The 24,108-nt window shown below is 37.1% G+C and carries 20 protein-coding genes, 3 pseudogenes and 1 riboswitch; of the genes and pseudogenes, 18 read left to right on the forward strand and 5 right to left on the reverse strand.

Going from position 1 to position 24,108, the window contains the following annotated elements; all coding sequences use genetic code 11:
- Window positions 1–129: 129 nt before the first annotated feature.
- Window positions 130–1,839, reverse strand: coding sequence for a sigma-54 interaction domain-containing protein (locus tag JOC76_RS03745; RefSeq protein WP_205176190.1), 1,710 nt, complete (start codon window positions 1,837–1,839; stop codon window positions 130–132).
- A 448-nt stretch (window positions 1,840–2,287) separates the two neighbouring features.
- Between JOC76_RS03745 and JOC76_RS03750 the strand changes: the two genes are divergently transcribed.
- The 8 genes and pseudogenes from JOC76_RS03750 to JOC76_RS03785 all read left to right on the forward strand — a co-directional run bounded on the left by JOC76_RS03750 (window position 2,288) and on the right by JOC76_RS03785 (window position 10,491).
- Window positions 2,288–3,679: an amino acid permease gene (locus tag JOC76_RS03750; protein WP_205176191.1), complete on the forward strand. Its 1,392-nt coding sequence runs from the start codon at window positions 2,288–2,290 to the stop codon at window positions 3,677–3,679.
- A gap of 410 nt (window positions 3,680–4,089) precedes the next feature.
- Window positions 4,090–5,643 carry an L-glutamate gamma-semialdehyde dehydrogenase gene (gene pruA, locus JOC76_RS03755; protein ID WP_239557539.1) on the forward strand — a complete coding sequence of 518 codons (1,554 nt, stop codon included), beginning with the start codon at window positions 4,090–4,092 and terminating at the stop codon, window positions 5,641–5,643.
- 66 nt (window positions 5,644–5,709) lie between these two features.
- Window positions 5,710–6,624 carry a proline dehydrogenase family protein gene (locus JOC76_RS03760; RefSeq protein WP_205176194.1) on the forward strand — a complete coding sequence of 305 codons (915 nt, stop codon included), beginning with the start codon at window positions 5,710–5,712 and terminating at the stop codon, window positions 6,622–6,624.
- 212 nt (window positions 6,625–6,836) lie between these two features.
- A pseudogene (locus JOC76_RS03765) lies at window positions 6,837–7,869 on the forward strand (Glu/Leu/Phe/Val family dehydrogenase).
- Between the two features lie 244 nt (window positions 7,870–8,113).
- Window positions 8,114–8,275 (forward strand): RNA-binding protein, encoded by a 162-nt coding sequence (locus JOC76_RS03770; protein WP_205176196.1) that lies wholly within the window; start codon window positions 8,114–8,116, stop codon window positions 8,273–8,275.
- 532 nt (window positions 8,276–8,807) lie between these two features.
- Window positions 8,808–8,954, forward strand: coding sequence for an NAD(P)H-dependent oxidoreductase (locus JOC76_RS03775; protein ID WP_239557517.1), 147 nt, complete (start codon window positions 8,808–8,810; stop codon window positions 8,952–8,954).
- A gap of 147 nt (window positions 8,955–9,101) precedes the next feature.
- The gene (locus JOC76_RS03780) at window positions 9,102–10,028 is read left to right on the forward strand and encodes a DMT family transporter (RefSeq protein WP_205176198.1); all 927 of its coding nucleotides are present in this window, start codon (window positions 9,102–9,104) and stop codon (window positions 10,026–10,028) included.
- Between the two features lie 52 nt (window positions 10,029–10,080).
- The gene (locus JOC76_RS03785) at window positions 10,081–10,491 is read left to right on the forward strand and encodes a prolyl-tRNA synthetase associated domain-containing protein (RefSeq protein WP_205176200.1); all 411 of its coding nucleotides are present in this window, start codon (window positions 10,081–10,083) and stop codon (window positions 10,489–10,491) included.
- 32 nt (window positions 10,492–10,523) lie between these two features.
- On the opposite strand, the gene JOC76_RS03790 is transcribed toward JOC76_RS03785, so the two are convergent.
- On the reverse strand, window positions 10,524–11,018 hold the full coding sequence (locus JOC76_RS03790) for a cation diffusion facilitator family transporter (RefSeq protein WP_205176337.1): 495 nt from the start codon (window positions 11,016–11,018) through the stop codon (window positions 10,524–10,526).
- Between the two features lie 114 nt (window positions 11,019–11,132).
- Here JOC76_RS03790 and JOC76_RS03795 point away from each other — a divergent pair, with 114 nt between their 5' ends.
- Window positions 11,133–11,855 carry a ZIP family metal transporter gene (locus JOC76_RS03795; RefSeq protein ID WP_372441897.1) on the forward strand — a complete coding sequence of 241 codons (723 nt, stop codon included), beginning with the start codon at window positions 11,133–11,135 and terminating at the stop codon, window positions 11,853–11,855.
- A gap of 863 nt (window positions 11,856–12,718) precedes the next feature.
- Here JOC76_RS03795 and JOC76_RS03800 read toward each other — a convergent pair.
- Together JOC76_RS03800 and JOC76_RS03805 are read right to left on the reverse strand one after the other, a co-directional pair.
- Window positions 12,719–13,576: an ROK family protein gene (locus JOC76_RS03800; protein WP_205176202.1), complete on the reverse strand. Its 858-nt coding sequence runs from the start codon at window positions 13,574–13,576 to the stop codon at window positions 12,719–12,721.
- An 18-nt stretch (window positions 13,577–13,594) separates the two neighbouring features.
- On the reverse strand, window positions 13,595–14,974 hold the full coding sequence (locus JOC76_RS03805) for a sugar porter family MFS transporter (protein ID WP_372441898.1): 1,380 nt from the start codon (window positions 14,972–14,974) through the stop codon (window positions 13,595–13,597).
- 254 nt (window positions 14,975–15,228) lie between these two features.
- Here JOC76_RS03805 and JOC76_RS03810 point away from each other — a divergent pair.
- The 6 genes and pseudogenes from JOC76_RS03810 to JOC76_RS30385 all read left to right on the forward strand — a co-directional run.
- Window positions 15,229–15,819: pseudogene (locus tag JOC76_RS03810) on the forward strand (IS6 family transposase); the annotation flags it as partial.
- A gap of 701 nt (window positions 15,820–16,520) precedes the next feature.
- A riboswitch (SAM riboswitch) is annotated at window positions 16,521–16,624 on the forward strand.
- An 80-nt stretch (window positions 16,625–16,704) separates the two neighbouring features.
- Window positions 16,705–18,108 carry an S-methylmethionine permease gene (gene mmuP, locus JOC76_RS03815; protein WP_205176205.1) on the forward strand — a complete coding sequence of 468 codons (1,404 nt, stop codon included), beginning with the start codon at window positions 16,705–16,707 and terminating at the stop codon, window positions 18,106–18,108.
- Window positions 18,083–19,042 carry a homocysteine S-methyltransferase gene (mmuM, locus tag JOC76_RS03820; RefSeq protein WP_205176207.1) on the forward strand — a complete coding sequence of 320 codons (960 nt, stop codon included), beginning with the start codon at window positions 18,083–18,085 and terminating at the stop codon, window positions 19,040–19,042. Before mmuP ends, mmuM begins: the two co-directional genes overlap by 26 nt.
- A gap of 10 nt (window positions 19,043–19,052) precedes the next feature.
- Complete coding sequence (locus tag JOC76_RS03825; protein ID WP_205176209.1) at window positions 19,053–19,304, forward strand: hypothetical protein; 252 nt, start codon at window positions 19,053–19,055, stop codon at window positions 19,302–19,304.
- A gap of 676 nt (window positions 19,305–19,980) precedes the next feature.
- A pseudogene (locus JOC76_RS03830) lies at window positions 19,981–20,314 on the forward strand (recombinase family protein); the annotation flags it as partial.
- Between the two features lie 159 nt (window positions 20,315–20,473).
- Window positions 20,474–20,605, forward strand: coding sequence for a hypothetical protein (locus JOC76_RS30385; RefSeq protein ID WP_275591320.1), 132 nt, complete (start codon window positions 20,474–20,476; stop codon window positions 20,603–20,605).
- Window positions 20,606–20,930: 325 nt separating this feature from the next.
- Here JOC76_RS30385 and JOC76_RS03835 read toward each other — a convergent pair whose 3' ends face one another.
- Window positions 20,931–21,797, reverse strand: coding sequence for an AraC family transcriptional regulator (locus tag JOC76_RS03835; RefSeq protein WP_205176211.1), 867 nt, complete (start codon window positions 21,795–21,797; stop codon window positions 20,931–20,933).
- A 368-nt stretch (window positions 21,798–22,165) separates the two neighbouring features.
- Between JOC76_RS03835 and JOC76_RS03840 the strand changes: the two genes are divergently transcribed.
- From JOC76_RS03840 to JOC76_RS03850, 3 genes are all read left to right on the forward strand, one after another.
- Entirely contained in the window at window positions 22,166–22,630 is a 465-nt protein-coding gene (locus JOC76_RS03840; protein WP_205176213.1) for a VOC family protein, read from the forward strand.
- Window positions 22,631–22,773: 143 nt separating this feature from the next.
- On the forward strand, window positions 22,774–23,238 hold the full coding sequence (locus JOC76_RS03845) for a VOC family protein (RefSeq protein ID WP_205176215.1): 465 nt from the start codon (window positions 22,774–22,776) through the stop codon (window positions 23,236–23,238).
- A gap of 28 nt (window positions 23,239–23,266) precedes the next feature.
- Window positions 23,267–24,091: a sugar phosphate isomerase/epimerase family protein gene (locus JOC76_RS03850; RefSeq protein ID WP_205176217.1), complete on the forward strand. Its 825-nt coding sequence runs from the start codon at window positions 23,267–23,269 to the stop codon at window positions 24,089–24,091.
- Window positions 24,092–24,108: the final 17 nt, after the last annotated feature.

Genomic DNA, 24,108 nt, shown 5'->3' on the forward strand with positions numbered 1-24,108 from the left:
ATTACTGGGTGACAGACGCCATCTAAATATTAAGCGGTGTCTGTCACCTTATTTAATTTAATAACCTGTCTAAGATGGTCCTGTTATTTCTTATACTAGCCCAAAATAGTGTTTTTGTTGCTTACTATGTTAATCTAATCCGTATTCTTTAATTTTATTGTACAGGGTTCCTCTTGATATACCAAGTAACTTTGCTGCTGCACTTTTGTTTCCATATGTTTTTCGTAAGGCATCTTCAATCATTAAGGATTCATCTTTAGTTGATTCATCCTCTTTCTTGTATGACGGCTCATCATGGATTGCTTCACTATTAGTATTTAAAGACTGGGTGGAGGTAATGATCTCTCGTGGAAGGTGTTCGATTGTAATGATATCACCATCGTTTAAAAGGATAAAACGTTCTACCACATTTCGAAGTTCCCGCACATTTCCAGGCCAATCGTAATTTATTAAGGCAGTCATAACTAGGGGATCAATACTTGGCATTGGCTTCTTGTACTTTATAGTAAATTCCCGTATGAATTTTTGAAGCAACTCAACAATATCTTCCATTCGATCACTTAATGGGGGAATATCAATTTTTATTACAGTCAGTTGATAATAAAGATCTTTGTGAAAATTTCCTTCCTGTACCAGTTTTTCGATCCTGGGTGACGCAGAAGCAATAATGCGTGTTTGGGCATTGACGAGTTCACTGCCTCCTATACGAAGGAATGATTGATGCTCTAAATAATTTGAAAGTTTAACTTGAATGTCAATCGGCATTCGGTCTATGTCAATAATGAACAAGGTTCCTCCGCGTGCTTGTTCTAGTTTCCCGGCTTGGACTACTTGTTCCTCTTCGGTAAAAGCCTTTCTTTGATATCCAAATAACTCTGCTTCTAAAAGTCCTGAAGGAACAGATATGCAATTAACGGATAAAAAAGATTCGTTCTTTTTTGAACTTCCATAATGGATAGCCTGTGCTAGCATCCCTTTCCCCGAACCAGGCTCACCTGTCAGGAGGACCGGGATATCAGCTGAAGTTGTTTTCTGTGCAATTTGTAATACTTGCTTAATTTCAGGATTAATCCCAATGATAGAAGAGAAAGGTTTTTCTGGATGAACATGTAGAGGTAACGATGCGTATAATTCTTCATTGAGTCGAACAATTCGGGTAATATCTTGTTCCGTTGCAACTCCTCCTATAATAGTATTGTCTTGAATAATTGGAGAAGCGTTTATTAAAACATGAGTATCATTGTCAGGACGGTGATAGGCTTGTCGAACAGGGAATCCCTCATTTAATATACGATGTAACACGATATCTTCCGCTTGGAAATATTCTCCGATTTTCCGGCCGAGAATATTTTCACGCTTGATTTCGTATGTTCTTTCAGCTGTCGTGTTCCAACAAATGACTTTACCTTCTTGATCTACAGCCGTAACGGCATCATTTACCGTTTCCGCTAATGTGTGAAAATAAGCAGTTACTTTCTTTTTTTCAACTTGGAGATTTCGAATCCATTCGCTAGCAGTTAAAATGCCGATAATGTGTTTTCGTTCATCATCCTCTATTAGAACAGGACGTCTCCATTCTACTTCTGATTCCACTTCCGATAGGGTCAAGCGTGTTGAAGGAATCCATTGTAATTCTTCAAGTAAAAGACCTATAGTCTTTAAGTCGGCGTATGATTCGACAACATTTAATTCACTATTTGTAATGGTATAGTGTGTTTTCTTGGTAGTAACGACAACATAATGGAATTGTAGGAGCATGTTTTTTAGTTCCGTTAATGGTGTATGTGGCCCTGCCAAAATAAAGGAGTCATCTATATTGATTTGTCCGGATTTAAACATATTTGCCTCCTTTCCAAATAAAGCATTGATTTTTATCAATGTATCATATTTGTACACTATTATCTAGTTATTGAATTATGGTAAACAGATGTGTCTAAGTAATAGCCTATGTTGAACTGTCCCTATCCACCACTTGAAAGAAAAAGGGGTAGTCAGATCCATTAATTGATCCCGGGTAAAGGTTCATATATGTAAAAGAAATATACAGTTGTATATATTTATCAATTAAAAATAACAGAATTGTATATTTTTATTGACAAGTGTGAACAAAATTGTATAAATTATAAATATACAAAATTTTAGCAATATTTAAACCGCAATTTGGTTACCTCATATCAAAATGAAACTATTATTTTTTTTGAACTATTGAAAACGATTACATATTATTCCTATGGTAGTAAACTATTATTTTTTAATAGCCAATATATTATAAAGGAAGTGTAGGACTATGAATCATCAGCAAACGGAGTTAAAGAAAGACTTGAAAATTCGTCATATTACCATGATTTCTCTGGGGGGAATCATAGGAGCCGGTTTATTTGTCGGGAGTGGCTCCCTGATTAACGTAGCTGGACCGGCTTCCATTTTCTCGTATGTTTTCGCAGGACTTCTTGTGGTTTTGGTGATGCGGATGCTGGGAGAAATGTCAATCGTCAATCCAACAAGTGGTTCTTTCGCTACGTATGCCCGAGAAGGATTAGGGCCGTGGGCTGGCTATACAATCGGCTGGTTATACTGGTTTTTTTGGGTAATCGTTATTGCTGTTGAAGCGATTGGGGGTGCAAACATCATTCAATATTGGTTTCCATCTCTGCCTTCTTGGTCTGTCAGCCTCGCCCTCACTTTTTTATTAACTTTAACTAACTTGTATTCAGTTAAATCATATGGTGAGTTTGAGTATTGGTTTTCACTAATCAAAGTTGTAAGTATTGTCTTATTTTTGATTCTTGGAGGGGCCATCATATTCGGTCTTATACCCGGAGTACATTCACCAGGGACAACTAATCTTCTTCATAGAGGAGGATTTATGCCTAATGGAATAAGCTCGATATTTATGGGGATTGCTGTTGTTATGTTCTCTTTTATGGGAAGTGAAATTGTAGCAATTGCAGCTGGAGAAACATCACATCCTGAAAAAGCCATTACGGTTGCTACAAATAGTGTTATTTATCGGATCATCATTTTTTATCTTGGCTCCATTTTAGTTCTAGTTACTATTCTTCCATGGGATTCTCATACTCTATTAAAAAATCCATTTGTTTCCGTTCTTAATGTTTTAAATATACCGGCTGCGGGTCAAATCATGAACTTTATTGTTTTGACAGCCGTACTTTCTTGCTTGAATTCAGGTCTTTATACAAGTTCCCGTATGCTGTTTGCTATGGCACAAAATGGTGATGCTCCCCGTGCATTTTCAAAGGTAAACAAGAAGGGAGTGCCGGTTTATGCGATTCTGGGATGTACTGCTATATCCTATATTAGTGTAATTTTTAACTACCTATCTCCTGATAAAATATTTATCTTTTTAGTCAATGCTTCCGGGGGTGTAGCACTTCTTGTTTATCTAGTGATTGCCTTATCCCAACTGCGTTTAAGAAGAAAATATGAAAAAGAAAACCCTGGTGCTCTAAAAATAAAAATGTGGTTATTTCCTTATCTGACATACGCCACTATCCTTGTAATCACAGCTATTTTTATCATGATGCCATTTATTGATTCGCTCCGTTCACAATTCTATTTAACGGCACTAATTGCATTGTTTGTTGTTTGTTCCTTTTTTGTTGGTAAGAATAGAAGATCAACTACGTTAGTAAAAGACAAAAAGAAACAGATCATCTAGTTTATTGTATTTAGCCTCGAATTTAATAAATTTGAGGCTTTTTTAGTGTGTCTTCTTAGGCCGGAGGAACAATTTTTAATGAAGTTTGTCCTTGATTAAGTCAATAGGTACCAGGTTTTTGGGTACAACCAATTTTGGGAGAGGTTATTAATATAAACGAAAGTGTATTTTTAATTAATAATGAACACTTGTGTTTAAGTATAAAACATTTTTGAACATTTTTTCAAAAAACTATGTACAAAAGTGTAAAATATCATTTATAATACATTTATATTAAATATTAAAAATTTTCAAATAAAGAAGGGGATACTCAAGACTATCACTTTTTCAATTCTAGAGTTTAGAGAACTAGGTTTCTATTCATTCACTATTACATTTAAAAGGGAGAGAATCATATGATCACAGAATACATGAATACGGTTAAGCCTTATAAACATGAACCATTTACTGATTTTTCAAATGAAGAAAACAAAAAGGCTTTTGAAGAATCCTTGTTATTGGTCCAATCCCAATTAGGTCAGGAGTATCCGCTCATCATTGGAGCAGAACGGATTAAAACAAATGAACAGACGATCTCGATCAACCCAAGTAATAAGGCAGAAGTCATTGGCAAGGTTTCCAAAGCAAATAAAGAATTAGCTGAAAAAGCTATGCAAGTTGCACTTTCTACGTTCGAAACGTGGAAAAAGCGTGATCCAGAAGAACGGGCAACCATTCTTTTTCGCGCAGCAGATATTCTTCGCCGCCGCAAACATGAATTCTCTGGATACCTAGTTAAAGAAGCCGGAAAGCCTTGGAAAGAAGCGGATGCAGATACAGCAGAAGCAATTGATTTTCTCGAGTTCTATGCCCGTCAGATGATCAAATTAAAAGATGGAGTGTCGGTAAATAGTAGGGATGGGGAAATCAACAAGTTTGGTTACATACCACTAGGTGTTGGTATTATCATTTCACCGTTTAACTTCCCGTTAGCAATCATGGCAGGAACAGTAACAGCAGCGATCGTTGCTGGAAACACTGTTCTTCTTAAACCTTCCGACAACACACCGGTAGTGGCAGCAAAATTTGTAGAAATCATGGAAGAAGCAGGACTTCCTCAGGGAGTACTGAATTTTGTTCCAGGAGAAGGTGCCGAAATTGGTGATTACCTGGTTGATCACCCGAAAACTCGTTTCATTTCCTTTACAGGTTCTCGTGAAGTCGGCTGCCGCATTTATGAACGGGCGGCAAAAGTACATCCAGGTCAAATTTGGTTAAAGCGTGTGATTGCAGAAATGGGGGGGAAAGATACAGTAGTAGTTGATAAAGACGCTGATTTGGATTTAGCGGCCTCTTCGATTGTTTACTCCGCTTTTGGATTTTCTGGACAAAAGTGTTCAGCAGGTTCCCGTGCGGTGGTACATCAAGATGTTTATGATGAAGTACTTGAAAAAACAGTCGCATTAACAAAAACATTAACCGTTGGAAGCCCTGAAGATGTAAATACCTATATGGGACCAGTCATCAGCGAGGCGTCTTACAATAAAATTATGAAATATATCGAAATTGGTAAACAAGAAGGCAAACTGATGACTGGCGGAGAAGGGAACGACTCCAAAGGGTACTTTATTCAACCAACCATTATAGCTGATGTGGACGAAAAAGCACGTATCATGCAGGAAGAAATCTTTGGACCGGTTCTTGCTTTTTGTAAAGCCCGCGATTTTGATCATATGATGGAAATTGCTAACAATACGGATTATGGCTTAACAGGTGCCTTAATTACCAACAATCAAGAGCATATTGAGCGGGCAAAAGAAGAATTCCATGTAGGAAATCTTTATTTCAACCGCGGCTGTACGGGAGCGATTGTTGGGTACCAGCCATTTGGCGGGTTTAATATGTCGGGAACGGATTCGAAAGCAGGAGGTCCCGACTACCTAATCCTTCACATGCAAGCAAAAACTATTAGCGAATCAATATAAAAAAGATGGGGGCAGCTTGTTAAGTTGCCCCATTATAAACAAAAGAAATCTTAGGGGGAATCATCTATGCTAGCGGAAGTTTCAAAAAATGTTTTTCTTTACGCTTCCCAAAGTAAAGGATTAAATAAAGCGGCGAAAAAATGGGGCCTTCGATTTGGAGCTTCTCAAGTTGTTGCAGGAGATACAATCGAGAGTGCTATTAAAAAGGTTCAAGAATTAAATAAAAAGGGTTTAGTTTGTACACTGGATCATTTAGGTGAATTCGTTTCCAGTAGAGAAGAAGCGATTGAAGCAACAGAATACAATATAAGGACATTAGAAGCGATCGCAAAAGCCAGAGGAAATAGTAATTTATCTGTTAAAATGACCCAGCTGGGGCTAGATATAGACCGGGATTTTTGCGTGAGAAACATGCGTCGAATTCTTGAGACAGCAAAAAAATATAACAATTTTGTCCGAATCGATATGGAAGATCATGCTCATTGTCAAATTACGCTAGATATCCTGAGAGAATTACGTCAAACATATGATAATGTAGGAACCGTTATTCAGGCCTATTTATTTCGGTCCCACCATGACGTAAAAGACTTAAAAGGAATTTCTCTTCGTTTAGTAAAAGGAGCATATAAAGAATCTCCTGAAGTTGCCTTTCAAGAGAAAGAGAAGGTCGATGAAAATTATATAAAAATCATTGAAGAGCATTTGCTAAGCGGAAGCTATACGGCGATTGCATCCCATGATCACCATATTATTGCGCAAGTAAAAGAATTCGCCCAAAAAAATCATATTCCTCGTGACCAATTTGAATTTCAAATGTTATATGGATTTAGAACAGACATGCAATTAAGTTTAGTTCAAGAAGGATACAAAATGCGTGTTTACATTCCCTTTGGTAATGATTGGTTTGGGTATTTTATGCGCCGGTTGGCAGAAAGACCACAAAATGTAACTTTTGCTTTAAAAGGACTCTTTTCAAAGTAATTTACTCTAAATAATCCATTCAGTGAAACCGCTTTCTAAATCCTGATTTTTTTAACAGAAAGTTAGCCTCGTTTTTTAAAAGTACATCATCCAAGAAAATCGCAAAATATAGTTATAGATAATAAGAAGAAATATGTAGCTGAACGCCATCTCCAATATTTCTCATTAAACGACTTATATAAGAGGAGTAGAAAATGAAAGTGACATCCCTTATTACCAGTGATCAAGTTCAAAAACAGGACTTTGAGAAAAGTGAAACGTTAAGTTTATTAAGCTCCACTCAGTCGATTATAAAAGAGGCGATTCAAAAATTAGGATATAGTAGTGACATGTATGAGCTGCTGAAAGAACCGCTAAGAATCCTTACCGTGCGCATTCCAGTCCGAATGGATGATGGTTCCTATCAAATTTTTACCGGTTATCGTTCTCAACATAACGATGCAGTAGGTCCCACAAAAGGAGGCGTACGCTTCCATCCTGAAGTAACTGAGGAAGAGGTAAAAGCACTATCCATTTGGATGAGTTTAAAATGCGGAATCACTAATCTTCCTTACGGTGGGGGGAAAGGCGGTATTATTTGTGATCCAAGGAACATGTCCTTTGGAGAACTTGAGAGATTAAGTCGTGGATATGTACGTGCTATTAGCCAAATTGTGGGCCCCACAAAAGATATTCCGGCACCAGATGTGTACACGAACTCTCAAATTATGGCGTGGATGATGGATGAATACAGCTGCCTTCGAGAGTTTGATTCTCCCGGATTTATTACAGGGAAACCAATTGTGTTAGGGGGATCACAAGGCCGTGAAACGGCAACAGCACGCGGCGTGGTAATTTGGCATTGAAGAAGCTGCAAAGAAGAGGGGCATTGATTTACAAGGTGCACGAATCGTAATCCAAGGCTTTGGGAATGCAGGAAGCTTTCGGATTGTAGTAGAGGCAGCAAATGGGCCAACAACACTTGAAGCAACAAAAATTTTGGATGAACGAGGAGTCCTCCTTGTACCGGATATATTGGCTAGTGCAGGTGGTGTCAGCGTTTCTTATTTTGAATGGGTTCAAAATAATCAGGGCTATTATTGGTCAGAAGAAGAGGTGGCTAAAAAACTGCGAAAAATCATGATCGATTCTTTTAAAACGATTTATGAAACATCACAGACCCATCAAGTTGATATGCGTTTAGCGGCCTATATGGTTGGAATTAGAAAACCAGCTGAAGCTTCACGGTTCCGTGGCTGGGTATAATGTAAAATATTCGCCAAAGTAGGGAGCTTCTTCCCTACTGGTGGATCATTAGTTTCAGTTGTGGCCAAGTCTGCATTCTTAGGTTTAAGGCTTAGAGTAAGGGGTCTCCTTCGTGCTTCTTTATCTAGTATTTTGGTTTGATGTGGGGGTTTTACTACCTGTTAAAGTAGGATAAACTCCAAAATTATCTAAAATTTATGGAAAAAAGGAAAAAATATTCTTTTAAATGGGAGGAACTTTTTTCATGTGGATTATGACTGTCCATTCCAAGAACAATATTGCGATGTTTGAGTTTGAAACTGAAAAAGAAGCAAAAGCCGCTTTTGAAAGAACGCAAGGCTGTAAATTTCTTACCCAAGTGATTTATTTTAATGATGATTATTTAGTTAAATCTACAATCTTATAAAGTGCAGGTTATGTATAAGGGTGTGGACGTCTACTTTCCTTTAAAGTTTTTTGGGGAAAATAAAATAACTATTATTCGGGATGATTTTACCTTTGAGTTGGATCGTTATATTGTTTGGTACCGCCTTCTTATATTCGGTACACATAATAGTGACAAACCACTTTTCCTGAGAGGTTGATGCCTTACAGCTAGGGATTTATCAACTCGCATTTGCCTGCGTTTATGCAACCATTGGAACTTTTCTGTTTGAAACACTTGTTTTACCTCATTCGTCGATTCAGTGGTTTACAATACTTAGATTAGCACTCTGCTTATGCTTTTGTCATGCAGCCAATTGCTTAAAAGTACACGACACCCGAAAACACTGGGTTTCTTTTTTCGCTTGAGCATATTTTTTTAGCCATATTTGCAATTATCTTCCTGCATGAAAATATGGGACTACAAGGTATGTTGGTGCTTTGCTCATTTTAGTTGGGGTTGTTATTGCAAAATCTACATCTAATAAACAATTATTACTTAAGGAGATACAAATATGAATATATTTATTATCTCCTTACACCCAGAGCCAAAGTCATTTAATGGTGCTTTAAAGGACCTCGCTGTTACGGAACTAACATCTCTGGGTCATCAAGTCAAAATATTAGATTTATATGCTATAGTGATTTCATCGAAGCTATAAAGGTTCTAAGGAAGCAAAAATCTTTGACCATGGAACGGTTATTCTATATCAAGAAGAGGAAGAAAGATGGGTACTATTAACCTTCCAAACAAGAAAAGCGAATGAAATGGCTGAAAATAGCGTAGAACTGAATAGGAAGTGAATGATATGGAAAAACAGTCAAGTCTGAGAGTTTATTTGACTACAATTGTTGGTGCGGTATGTTGGGGACTTATTGGTTTATTTATTACTCCATTGTATGCTCACGGCTTCACAGCTTGGGACGTAGTTGCCATTCGGGGTATTTTTACCTTTGTTATCTTAATTCTGCTTATGGCAGCATTTTATCGTGGTCAGTTACGAACTAGATTAAAGGATCATATTTTTTTTGCTGGTGCGGGAATTTTTAGCATCGCTTTTTTTAATTTTTTTTATTTTGAAGTTTTTTCTCAATCGAGTTTATCTCTAGCAGTAACCCTTTTATATACAGGGCCTTTGTTTGTAACCATCCTATCTAGGCTCTTTTTTAAAGAGCCCTTGACCATTCGTAAAGGCTGGGCCCTTGCTCTTGCTATTACAGGTTGTGCATTTGTTGTAGGTCTACTGCCATTCGGTCAAGAAGGTATACCTATGAAAACATTGTTAATGGGGATTCTATCTGGATTTTGTTATGCATTGTACAGTATTTTCAGTAAACCCTTAACCAAACGGTATTCTGGATTGACAATTACAACGTACACATTTCTTTATATGAGTATTTTCATGCTACTGACAAGTGACATAGTAAGAAAGACTGATCAATTTCAACATGTAGATGTTTTGATGTCAGCGGTATTGTTAGCGCTAGTATCAACGGTTGCAGCTTTTGTTTTGTACACTTCAGGACTAAAACATTTAGAAGCTAGTAAGGCTTCCATTTTAGCAACGGTAGAACCCATCATTGCAGTATTAACTGGAGTACTTTTTCTTGGGGAACATCTGCGGGGGTGGCAGGTGTTAGGGATCGCATTGGTTTTGTATTCAGCAATTCTTGTCGCAGATGCAAGGTCTAAGGCTAAGAAAAGAAAAGCTGTTGATATACAATTAGTCAAATAGGAGGAAAGCACCACTGATACTGCTAGAACAGGAAAAAAGTGTATATGATGTTTTGGAAAAGCTAACCATTTCCTTTGAAAGGAATGAACATGTAGCTGTTTTCACAGTTGAGGAAATTCGAAATTTGGATATCGCTATTCCCGGAGGACATACTAAAAATTTATTTTTAAGAAGTAATAAAGGGGATAAACATTTTTTAGTGATTATATCAGAAGATAAAGATGTAGATTTGAAACGTTTATCTAGGCTTATTGCTAGCACCCCGTTGAGTTTTGGTTCACCGGAAAGATTGAATAAATATTTAAAAGTTTATCCTGGGGCAGTCGGCGCTTTCGGGTTGATAAATGATACGGCTAACCATGTACAGGTTGTCTTAGACAGTGATTTACTTGATAAAGATACAATTAACTTTCATCCCAATGTAAACACAGCAACAATCAACATTTCTCCTATAAACATCTAATGATTGTATAAAGGTAAGAAGAGATTTTAAAACTAATTTTGATAGTATGGATTTAAGTGAATGAGAACCTCTTCAATATTATCATGCTTTTTCATTAGTTCATGTTTGATTTCTCTGGTAAGATTATGTCCTTCCTTAATGGTTTTCTCGTGATCTATCGAAATTTGAAGGGTTACTAATACATAGTGGTCATGCTCCCTTGCTCTAATCCTATCGATTCGTTTAACATCTGGAAATGACGAAATAATCCTACGGTAGTCCTTCATTATTTCTGAATCTATATTTCTTTCAAGTAAAACAAAGGAATCTTTAAGCATTTCAAACGCGATTTTAAAAATTAAAATAGCAACGATTATACTAGCTATATTATCACCATAAAGGAGAACATGAATATTAAGTTTATCCCCAATAATCGATAGGATTACCCCTCCTGCAGCTGCTATCGACGCCACAATATCTACCTTATGGTCGTATGCAATTGCTACAGAAAGTGCATTTTTCTCACTTTCTAGTTTTAGTTGAAAGATAGAACATGTCGGAAATCCTTTTTAAAAAAATAAAGGATTTTCCCTTTGGTCCTTATTCTGCAATACACTTCTCTTACATATAATGCTATAAAAATTGATTAAAGGTGGATACTTGTGGTAGTTAATTTAGGAATCCTAATTAGTGCTTTAGGGACAACCTTGGGTGCGGTGCCCGCTTTATTATTAAGCAATGTAACACATCGTATTAAGGATAATTTGTTAGCTTATAGTGCTGGAATAATGGTAGCTGCTTCTACCTATGGTTTAATCCCTTCAACGTTAAAGTTGTCTAATATGATTGTTTTGGTGATTGGTATATTATTAGGAACTACGACACTTACATTATTAGAGATTAGTTTACCACATTTAGAGATCGATCACTCGGTGCACGCGAACCAAAAAACCAATCCTTTTCTTCTAATCGCTGCAATGGCGATACATAATATACCTGAAGGAATGTCAGTAGGAATTAGCTATGCTAGTCATCTTGAGGACTTAGGCTCACTCGTTTCTTTTTCCATTGGTATTCAAAATATACCTGAAGGATTTCTAGTTTGCCTATTTTTAATTACGAATCAAATCCCAAAGGTACAAGCACTCTTATATACTGTTTTTACTGCAGGAATTGAATTAGTTTCGTCATTTATTGGTCTGCAATTAAATAATCAATTAGATATTATTCCCTATGGGTTAGCATTTGCTGCAGGTTCCATGTTGTTTGTAGTATACAAGGAACTGATTCCAGAAAGTCACGGTGATGGTAATGAAAGATCTGCAACCTTTTCCTTTGTTATTGGCTTGTTAACCATGATATTCATTACGGAAGTATCTGGGTAATATAGTATTTTATTAGTTTATTGTTCTCTTATAATTGGCTTACAGCTCGAAAAAATTTTTAGGGAGGATAAGAAAGTTGTCCAAGGTAAAAAATAGTAAGGAAAAAACGTCATATCATTTGCCTTTGGGGATATATCAGTAATCATAGGATTTAGGGTAATGTAGTTTAAATTATTCGATTTTTTAAATCAGCACTGAATAACTATTTATATAGAAATGGCTAGGAGAATACTCCGGCCTTTTTTATGCTCTAGAAAGGAACGTAAATTCCATAATAATAAAAAAGAGGTAAAGAGTTATGGGGTTAATCTTGAGGTGCAGTTATATACTGAAGGAACAGTTTATTATATAGAGGACATTTCTCAGCAAAGAATAAAAAAGAAATTCCCAACGTAGCCCATCAGAACATTCATAGCATAAAGCATGAAACTAGGTATCGGAAAACGTTAATTGAAAAGGTAATTGTGAATGGCACAGAAGACATAGCAGATAAAAATAAAAGAAATAGAAAATAAACAGATTCAAATTATGGGTGATATCTTTTTCTTTTAGTAACGGCTGACCGTTACGAGGCAGATCAGCCGTTTTTTTATTATTAGAGTGTTTGGAAGGGATTTTAATGGAAGGTAGTGGATTGATAACTCCACCACCATCACATTTGCTTTTTACTTTTCTGCATTAACAGGCAGGACGTCATCTTCCATTTGGTCAAGAAAAGCTATAATGTTGGTTAGGTCTCAAATAAATGAATTAAGGCAAAATTAAAAGGCATGAGTCCAGTGCAGTACCGAACTCATGCCCAAGTAGCCGCCTAAATCCCGTGTCTAACTTTTTGGGTTCAGATCATTCTTGTATTCTTGTCCCTACTTTTGTGCGGAGCCTAATAGGAGACATCCTATGATTCCGGCGTTGTCGCCTAATCCTGGACTAACGATGTATTGGTTCAAATCTGGAGTTGGCAGATATGAATTCATGATTTTTGCAAATTCATTTCGAATAAGTGGGAAAAGTTGTTTTTGTTTCATCACACCGCCGCCTAAGATGATTTTTTCAGGCCGTAAGATGACGGTATAGTCCACCAATGCCTGGGCTAAATAATAGGCTTCGAGTTCCCACACTTCGTCTTCAGTTTCAAGTTCAAATCCTTTTTTGCCATACCTGCCTTCAATCGCAGGACCGGATGCCAGACCTTCCAGGCAATTATGATGGTATGGGCATTTTCCTCGATAAGAATCATTTTCATGTGGTCGTACAAGAATATGCCCCATTTCCGGGTGTCCAAATCCTTCTAAGATCTCGCCATTTATGATCGCACCGCCGCCGATTCCTGTGCCGACCGTCAGATAAAGGCAGCTTTTATTATCTTTTGCATTGCCTTTTTGATACTCCCCATATGCAGCGGCGTTGACGTCAGTCGTCCATGCGATTGGAACATTGAAGCGCTCTTTCACTGCTCCTAGAAAATTAAAATGACTCCAACCGGGTTTTGGGGTTGAAGTGACAAACCCGTATGTTTCTGAATTTTTATTCACATCGATCGGCCCGAATGTTCCAATTCCAATCGATTTTAATGAAAATTGGTCAAAAAACGTAAACACTTGGTTTAGAGTTTCATGTGGAGTTGTCGTTGGAATACTGATTCTCTCAATCACTTCTAATTGATCATTGCTGATGGCACATACGAATTTCGTACCTCCAGCTTCTATGGCACCATAATACATATTTTTTTCCTCCAAAATTTACATTTTTGTGGATTCACTTAAAGACGTTTTGGTTTTTATCTTTCGATTAGAACCTTTTCGGAAGTCCGCTTCAATCTGTTCCAGCGTGCGGCCCTTTGTTTCAACAACGAAAAATTTAACAAACAAAATGGCCAAAACCCCCATCACTGCATAAATCAAAAAGACGTTTGCACCGCCAATCGCCTGAAGCAAAATAGGGAATGATTGCGAAACTATTAAATTGGCAACCCAGTTACCAACACTGGCAATTCCTAAACCGGCACCACGATATTTAAGTGGTAAATATTCAGAAACAACCACCCACATCACTGGTCCCCAACTCATACAAAAAGCAGCAATAAACAAAGTCATGCAAATAAGTTCCGTCCAACCAACAGCAATGCCGCCATGCGAAACTTTTAGTACAATAGCCATTACAATCATACTGACTGACATTAGAACGTTCCCCATCATCAACAAGCGTTTACGGCCCAGTTTGTCCACCAAACTCATTCCGACTAATACCATAATCACTTGCGCTACGCCTATTCCAATTGTGCCCAATATCGAAGCAGATGTACCAAAGCCAGCCTGCGTCAAAATCGTTGGTGCATAATAAATGACCGCATTTACCCCAACAACCTGTTGGAACATAGCAAGTAACACGGCAACGACTAATAAAGGACGCATAAATGGCTGGAATATATCGCCTTTATCCTCTTGCTGATCTATATTCATACGCTTAATTTCAGCAATTTCAGCGTCTACCATTTCTTTCGGCTTTAATTTCGCCAATATCTTCCGTGCCTCACCCTCACGCTTGTGCACGATCAGCCAACGCGGGCTTTCAGGTAAAAATAAAACGCCAATAATCATAATTAGTGCCGGTACGATTCCTAGTCCCAACATCCAGCGCCACTGACCAGATGCTGAAAAGGCAAAGTCAACTAAATAAGCCACTAAGATGCCGATTACAATCATTAATTGGTTTAACGACGTTAAGGCACCACGAATTTCAGCCGGAGCCATTTCCGCCAAATAAACGGGAACTAATGCGGAGGCCCCGCCAACTGCTAGTCCCAAAAAAACACGAAAGGCAATTAAAATCTCAGCTGAAGTAGAAAGAGACGAACCTATTGCACCCACGCAAAAAATAATCCCCTCGAAAAAAATAAGCCACTTACGTCCAAATTTTTCAGAAAGCGGTCCGCTTATTCCGGCCCCAATAATCGCTCCAACTAACACTGCACTGACAACCCATCCCTCCAATGAAACGGAAAGATGCATCTCTTTTTGGATAAATAGAATAGCACCGGAAATAACGCCGGTATCATAGCCAAATAAAAGACCTCCCAAAGCCCCGAAAAAGAAAATTAAAAAGGTATGTAACCCCTTCACAATTAACTCCCCCTATCTTTAAATTTAATTTATCGCTTTCAAAAAAAACCAAAATCTCCTTCAGGATGAATGAATCATGAAAGATTTTGACTGATTTTGGTTGTAAATGACCGCTTTCGATTATATATAGATTATTATAAATAGTCAATTTATTATTTTTTGAGAAAAGAAAAATGGGAGCCAGAATTTATCAGCGAAGAGTTTGGAGACTTGGACATATTAAAACTATTACTCTAAAAAGGTGTATGATTGGTTTGGAAAAGGACAATTTGTTTAAATGGAAGCACTATCAGCCTGATATTATTTTATTAACGGTGAGATGGTATCTACGGTACAGGCTAAGTTTTCGTGATTTGGTGGAAATGATGGAGGAACGAGGCTTACCCATTACTCACACAACCATAATGCGCTGGGTACATCAATATGGTCCTGAGTTGGATGAGAGGAGCCGACGTCATCTCAAACAAACCAATGACTCATGGAGAGTAGACGAAACGTAAATAAAATTAAAAGGATAATGGATGTACCTGTATCGTGCAGTTGATTCAGATGGGGATACCATTGACTTTTTCCTTAGTAAAGCGAGAGATGCCAAATCAGCCAGGCGCTTCTTGAAAAAAGCCTTGGCCTTTTCGTATGTTGTCAGACCTAGTGTCATAACAGTAGATAAAAATCCTGCTTATCCAATAGCGATTCAACAGTTAAAAAACGAAAAAAAATGCCGGAAGGCATCCAAATAAGAAAAGTTAAATATCAGAACAACATCGTGGAACAGGATCATCGATTATTAAAAGGCGAGTCCTTCCTATGTTAGCTTCAAGTCTTTTGACACAGCTGCTGCCTTGTCATTTGCCAGAAGGAGCTTTCTACGTTTTTTCCCTAATGATTCAACCTATTGTTTTATAGTTGATACATATTTTGATGATGCACTTCCATTTGAAACTTATTTTAGATATATAAGTTCTTATGAATCTTTTAATGATTATAAAAAACATTTGGATACACATGTAGACCAATATTTTGAATATTTAACAGGGAATGTTATGACCAAATGGAATACAGCATTAGAAAACAAAAGAGAAACGAGAAAGAAATAGGGTAGTATGATTTCTGGTATTAAAGCTGGAATTATCCGTCCTATATTATCAAACTAGAACCAGGGTTATATATTCTGGAAACAGTACAGGTAAACGAGATAAAGTTTTCAGCACCTCAAGTTGAATCAGATGATGAAAAGTCAACAGAAGAAATTGATCATTCAGTTTTATTTATGTTCGAATAAACGTGTAAGAGACCGACCTTTTAAACAGGGGCGGTCTTATTGTATTAATTGTAAGTGAATAATTAGCCAATCTTTATTCCACTAAAGGGCAGGATTGAGGATTAAAAATGAGCATAAATAGAGGTGAACCTTATCATTTGCAAGTTGCCTTTTTACGTTTCTATTAAGCATTATTAAATATGGATACTAAATTGAATTTTTATAAAAAATGGAAGAATTATCTTGACAGTTTCTACAATGGTTGATAAGTTTGTATAAAAATATTTCTTATCCAGAGAGGTTGAGGGACTGGCCCGATGAAACCTCAGCAACAGGTCTGTTTAAGACACTGTGCTAATTCCAGCGGGTGATATCCTGATAGATAAGAGCGTCCGTTTTTATTTGTCAGCAGCGCACTCTTTTAGAGTGTGTTTTTGTTTTTTCTGGATAGTAACAAAGGAGAGTTGTAATGGAGAACAGGCAAGAATTTCAAAGAACAATGCAAGCACGTCATTTAGTCATGATCTCGCTTGGCGGGGTAATTGGAACAGGCTTATTTTTAAGTTCGGGTTATACGATTCAACAAGCCGGGCCGTTTGGAACGATTCTTTCCTATCTGATTGGTGCGCTGGTAGTGTATCTAGTCATGCTTTGTTTAGGAGAGCTTTCTGTCCATATGCCTGAAACGGGTGCATTTCATAGCTATGCGGCTAAATACATTGGTCCTGGGACGGGCTATACAGTAGCTTGGTTGTATTGGCTGACATGGACAGTTGCTTTAGGTTCTGAATTTACTGCAGCAGGATTGCTTATGCAGCGTTGGTTTCCATCTATCAATGTTTGGATATGGAGTGCACTTTTTGCCATTTTAATCTTTGTATTAAATGTGCTGACAGTGAAGTTTTTCGCTGAAGCAGAATTTTGGTTTTCGTCGATTAAGGTTATAGCGATTGTGCTATTTATTCTTATAGGAGCAGCGGCAATTCTAGGGTTTCTTCCGATAACGCATTCTAAACCAGCATCTTTCTTTTCGAATTTTACAAGCGTAGGTTTATTTCCTCATGGTGTTACTGGCATACTTATGACCATGCTTGCAGTTAACTTTGCTTTTTCAGGAACAGAGTTAATCGGTATTGCAGCTGGTGAAACAGCAAATCCAGAAAAAACGATACCGAAGGCCATTCGCACTACCTTATGGAGATTGATCATCTTTTTTGTAGGAACGATTGTTGTTTTATCTGCGTTACTGCCGATGTCCGATGCAGGAGTATTAGAGAGCCCATTTGTCGCAGTCTTAGAACGAATTGGGCTCCCTTATTCTGCAGACATTATGAACTTTGTGATCTTGACGGCAATTTTATCGGCTGCCAACTCAGGTCTATATGCTTCTTCTAGAATGCTTTGGTCGCTTGCTAATCAGAACAACATATCCCCGATTTTTGGAAAAATGAATAAGAACGGTGTTCCGATTAATGCGGTTATTTTCAGCATGGTGGGTGGAGCATTGGCATTGTTCTCAAGTATTGTGGCACCAAATACGGTGTATATCGTGCTTGTTTCCATTTCCGGTTTAGCAGTGGTTGTTGTTTGGATGGCTATTAGTGCTTCCCAATTTCTATTTCGAAGACAATTTTTGAAAGAAGGAAATTCTGAAAAGGATTTGGTCTATCGAACACCACTCTATCCATTGGTACCAATTGCTTCATTTATTCTTTGTTTAGCATCATGTATTGGAATTGCCTTTGATCCAACACAACGAATTGCCTTATATTGCGGCATACCGTTTATTTTATTTTGCTACGGAAGTTACTATCTAACAAATAATCGTAAGAAGAGAGGCGTAGATTATGTCCAACAAAATCAACCCAATTGAAGCCATTTTATCCGAACATTCCATTATGATTCTTGATGGAGCATTAGCTACAGAACTGGAGGCGCATGGATGCAATTTGGATGACCCCCTTTGGTCTGCGCGTGTGTTACTGGAAAATCCAGAACTGATTTATCAGGTTCATTCGGACTATTTTCATGCGGGTGCAGACTGTGCCATCACGGCAAGCTATCAAGCTACTATGGATGGTTTTTCCGCACGTGGAATACAAGAACAGGAAGCTTTGGATTTAATGAAGAAGACGGTGTTGCTTGCAAGAAGAGCAAGAGATGATTTTTGGCAGGAAAATAACGAAACGAATAGGCCTAAACCATTGGTGGTGGCATCAGTTGGACCATTTGGCGCTTACCTCGCAGATGGTTCAGAATATGTAGGTAATTATGGTGTAACAGATGATACATTGGCAGTCTTTCACCGGTCAAGAATGTCAGCGTTGATTGAAGCAGGGGCAGATCTGTTAGCATTTGAAACCATTCCTTCACTGCAAGAAGCAAGAGTATTAGATTCATTATTGCGTGAATTTCCTGATACATATGCTTGGCTTTCCTTTTCTTTAAAAAATGAGAAAGAGATTAGTGAAGGTACAAAGCTTTCCGAATGTGCGCGAGTTTTTGAAACAAACGATCAAATTGCTGCAATAGGGATTAATTGTGCACCAGTAACCATTGTAACGGGTGCTATCCAAGAGTTAAGGGCAAACACAAATAAACCGCTCCTTGTTTATCCAAACTCTGGAGAAACCTATAATCCCGAAACAAAAACATGGCATGGTCATGAACAATGTAACTCGTTTGATATTCAATCTAAAGAATGGTATCAAGCAGGTGCACGTTTAATAGGAGGATGCTGCAGAACGGCACCTCTTCATATTGCGGAGATTTCGAAAAAGTGGCGGACTTCTAAGATTTTTAAATAAGCATTGGAAAATGAACTGGGCAAAGGAAAAACAAAAACATGGGGACGATTCTGTCGGCCTTTTTGGTTCAAAAATCAAGGATGAGGATATTACGTATACTTTAATTAAAAATGCAATTGAGAATATAAAAGAGATGATAGTAGCTGAAGAATTTGTATTTGAAGATCGTAAATTGTTCGAGCGTAAAGAAACTACAGATAAACTAAAATCATATTTAATAAGAAATCATGATTCACTTATTACTAATAAAACCTCACTCTAACACATTACGGTGAACCGTATCACAATTGATAGTAAACGAAAAAGTGGAAGCTAATTGGAACCTCGTTTTTATTTCATACTCCATGATGGTTATACCTTCAAGAGTTAACGTATACCATCTAAATTAATAATATTGTTGAATCAAGAACTCATGATGGTACTATCATCATGGGTTTTACTTTTTTTCTTTCCCTTAAAAAATATTATGATTTTCATATATATTACTATGTACTTACAAAACAGGAGAGAATAAAATGATTAACAACCAATTAAACAGTAAGCCATATTTTGGTCCACAAATTAAAAACAAGTTCTTGAAGATGCATGGTTACCAGCGGTTGCAAAAGAAACATTAAAACCAGGGAGCGTGACTCATAAACATAAGTTTCTCTTTCCAGGTTACCACATCATAAAGTTAGTTATAGGGTAATCCGTTATGCTCTAGTTGAAGTGCTGGAATGGATAGAGGAGAATAGCTCGTTAAAAGGGATGAAGGCCAAAACTCAAATCCAGAAGTTAAAGAAAAGGTAAATCTATAAGGAAAAAACGCAGGTTGGTTAACGACCTGCGTTTTTTTGCTATTTTAGGTTTAGCTTGAATACACCAATAGTGGATTTCACTTTTAATGGCACTGAATTTTGTTCCTCTTTCGATTTTAGAGACCTTATAAACTCTGTATGAACAAAATCGGAATGGACATTATCTTTTGAAGAGAAACTGTCTGGGGCGACGCAAGATCGACCAGAGTTGCAAAAAATGTTGGAAACCCTTCAACAAGGGGACATAATTTTTGTTACTGACCTTACTCGAATCACTCGCAGCACAAGAGATCTATTTGAATTAGTAGATTACATTAAACAAAAGAAGGCGAACTTAAAGTCCTTGAAACAAACATGGTTAGACCTAAGGGAAGATAATCCCTATAGCCAATTTTTAATGAAGGTAATGGGTGGTGTAAATCAATTAGAACGTGATCTAATTCGAATGCGTCAACGTGAAGGAATTGACATACCATATTTACTTTTGTTGCAGAGTCAGAATAGCACAAATATTTAAAACTTAATAAGGACATTCATTTTTCAAATTACACACCTAATTTTGACGGGGAAATAAATGAATCCATATGGTCATCCGTAATTAAACCATTTATTAAAATTTAGGAGGTCAAGTATGAATAGCAAAAGTCTTTTAATAGAGAGAATTTATTCCTCAGAACTAACTCAAAGAGCGACACTTGTCGCTTTTTATCTTATTAATGGGCTGATAGTGAAGGTACCTGCTTACCTAGGGCTAAAACAATAGCTAAAGAATGCAATATCAGTACTAGATTGTACAGAGAGCGGTGAATGATCTTGAAGAAACAGGTTTTCTTGTGCGTGAAAGTCGCTTTCACGTACAAGGTGATCAGCGTTCAAATTTATATTGTCTACAGACTTTCCAAGATTAGCAAAATGATACACGGAGATGGGATTTTGAGACTTTTTACGTAGTCTGTAAATGCGCCCATTTTCAAGGATTTAACCTTGAAAATGAAAATTTATGAGAAGCAGAATGGCTCATTTGCCTTAAAAATTTAGTAAAAAGGCACTATTAACTGAAAAATATGTATCTATTATAATGGGTGACTCTAAAATGCGTTTTTAGTCATCGTTTTCCTAAATTCGCTAGGGGAAATCCCTTTTATTTTTTTAAAAGCACGGTTAAATGAAGATATGCTTAAAAATCCTGAGTCAAATGCAATATCAATTATTTGTGCTTTTGGATCCAAAAGCAAAAACTCTGACCTCTTGATACGCTCAGTAGTAAGAAATTCTATAAATGTCATATTCGTATATTTTTTGAATAAATACGAGAAATAGGATCTGCTAACCCCTATGTGATGAGAAATATCGTCGAGTGTAAGGGATTTAGTGCAGTTTTGTGACATGTAAAGGCATGCTTCTGTAATTAGCTTAGTAGACTTATATTCTGTGTTCGGATCATCAGAGAATTCTTCTTTCTTAGCATTGACGCAGTATTCTCCAAGCTTTGCAAAAAACTCTAGAAGAAGTGAATATATACGCACTTCATTAAAAGGTGTGTCAGAATAATAAAGCTCGGCCAATTCTTTTATTAAAAAAATCATTCTATCGGCATCAATATTTGATGGGTCATATTTAATGTAATGATACTGGGAAAACACAGAAAAATTAGCATTAATTTCACTCATAATCATCAGTAAGTCCAGAGGGAACTGAACGAGAATAAAAGCATTTTCAGCTACATGATTAATCGAATGCATGTCACCGGGGTAGATTATGACCAGGTCATTAGTTTTAAGGACATGTTTGGTGAAATTAATCGTTACTTCATTATTATCATACAGGCTTACAAGTATTTCAATAAAAGGATGCCAATGCATCGTATGAGAAAAATTCATATCGATTTTCTTTGATACATTAAATTTCTTCCCACTATCAAAATTCAACTTCTCGAAATAGTTATTCATAAGCATAATCGATAATCTCCTTTACTGTTATATATGGGTCTATGTATATGTGTGAAGTTTTTTATATGATTATATCATTTAAGATGGCAAATAGTAATATTTGAGAAGCTTAAAGGAAGGATCGAATACAAAATTGACAAAATGCCTTAATATCAATGTTTTTTTTATGGGCATAGTATTTGCAATAAAAATAATTATAAGAAAATATGCACAGGTAATTCACAATTTTTAAAGAGTAAGTTGTATGTAAAATTGATAATATTCTGCATATAGAAGTTTAATAAGAAAGGAGCTATATTATCAGAATATTTAAAATAGGTAAACTTGGATCCAGAGTTGAAGTCTAATATTTGATTGAGCAAAGGAGATATAAAATGTCAGGAGTACTAGGAACGAATTTATTGGCACAGGTTGGATTAATCGTTAAAGATGTTGAAGAAACAAAGAAAATGTGGGCTGAATTTTTAGGTGTTGACATCCCTGAGACGCAACCTATTGGTGACTATACGGTTACGGGAACAGAGTTTAAAGGCGAACCCGCTCCAAATGCATATTGTTGGATGGCTTTCTTTGACGTTGGTCCGGGACTGCAGCTTGAACTGATTCAGCCTAACGAGGAACCTTCAACATGGAGAAACTATCTTGAGGAGAAGGGCGAGGGCATTCACCACGTTGCATTTCAAGTTAATGATTCAAAGATTGCTGTTGCAAATGCGGAAGCAGCTGGTTTAAAGCTGGTTCAAAGAGGTGTTTATGGTGATGGCGGCGGCGAATATAATTATCTTGATGCTCCGGATCTAAAATGTGTAATTGAACTTCTCGAGAGTTACAAGAAGTAATATTAACACTAACTATAAATAAAAAGGCAAGATCCTAAAACAAAATGAAAACTACCTGTGAGAGGTCAGAGCCTTTAAAACCAGGTGGATATATGGACGAAGTTTAATATTTGATTGATCAAAGTATTGAAAGGAGATATAAAATGTCAGGAGTACTAGGAACGAATTTATTGGCACAGGTTGGATTAATCGTTAAAGATGTTGAGGAAACAAAGAAAAAGTGGGCTGAATTTTTAGGAGTTGACATCCCAGAGACGCAACCTATTGGTGACTATACGGTTACAGGAACAGAGTTTAAAGGCGAACCCGCACCAAATGCCTATTGTTGGATGGCTTTCTTTGAGGTTGGTCCGGGACTGCAGCTTGAACTGATTCAGCCTAACGAGGAACCTTCAACATGGAGAAACTATCTTGAGGAGAAGGGCGAGGGCATTCACCACGTTGCATTTCAAGTTAATGATTCAAAGATTGCTGTTGCAAATGCTGAAGCAGCTGGTTTAAAGCTTGTTCAAAGAGGTGTTTATGGTGATGGCAGCGGCGAATATAATTATCTTGATGCTCCGGATCTAAAATGTTTAGTTGAGCTTCTCGAGAGTTACAAGAAGTAATTTTAACACTAGTTATAAATAGAAAGGCATGACACTAAATATGAGACTTGGGACATCTTCATCATTAAATCACAGTAGTCCAAAGGAATGGGCTATGAAACATAAAACCTTAGGACTTGGTACTGTAAATTTCCCTCTCACTTACGAAAATGATGATGCGCTTATTGACGAGTATGTTAAAGAAGCAAAAAAAAACAACCTTGTGATAGCAGAGGTTGGGGTTTGGCGCAATACATTGGATTTAAATGAAGATGAACGTATAAAGGCTATTAAGTACGCCGTGGGGCAGCTTGAACTTGCTGATAGGATAGGCTCTCGCTGTTGTGTGAATATTTTAGGTGCAAGAGGCTCTCGCTGGGATGGTGCTTATAAAGATAATTTTACAAAGGAAACGTGGGAACTGGGTGTAAAGACAATTCAGGAGATTATAGATGAGGTAAACCCTAAGAACACGTATTTTACAATCGAGTCAATGCCATGGATGTTCCCGACTGGACCGGATGAATATCTGCAGTTGCTTGAGTCTGTGGACAGAGATAGATTTGCTGTTCATATGGACATTTTTAACTGGATAACTACACCAAGAAGGTATTTCTTTAATGAGGAATTTATAAGCGAATGCTTCGAGAAACTAGGTGAGCATATAAAAAGTTGCCATCTGAAAGATGTCAAGATGGAGGACGATTATACGCTGTTTTTTAGGGAAACTAGTGCTGGAAACGGAGGGATAAATATCAAGCACCTAATCAAAAGAGGATTATCCTTTGATGAAAATATGCCGTTTATTATAGAGCATCTTAGTACAGATGAAGAATATTTAAATAGTGTCGCATACATAAAGGCACTAATGTAAGCGCTTATATAGTGAGT

The sequence above is a fragment of the Neobacillus cucumis genome (assembly GCF_016908975.1).
GTDB classification, from domain to species: Bacteria; Bacillota; Bacilli; order Bacillales; family Cytobacillaceae; genus Neobacillus; species Neobacillus cucumis.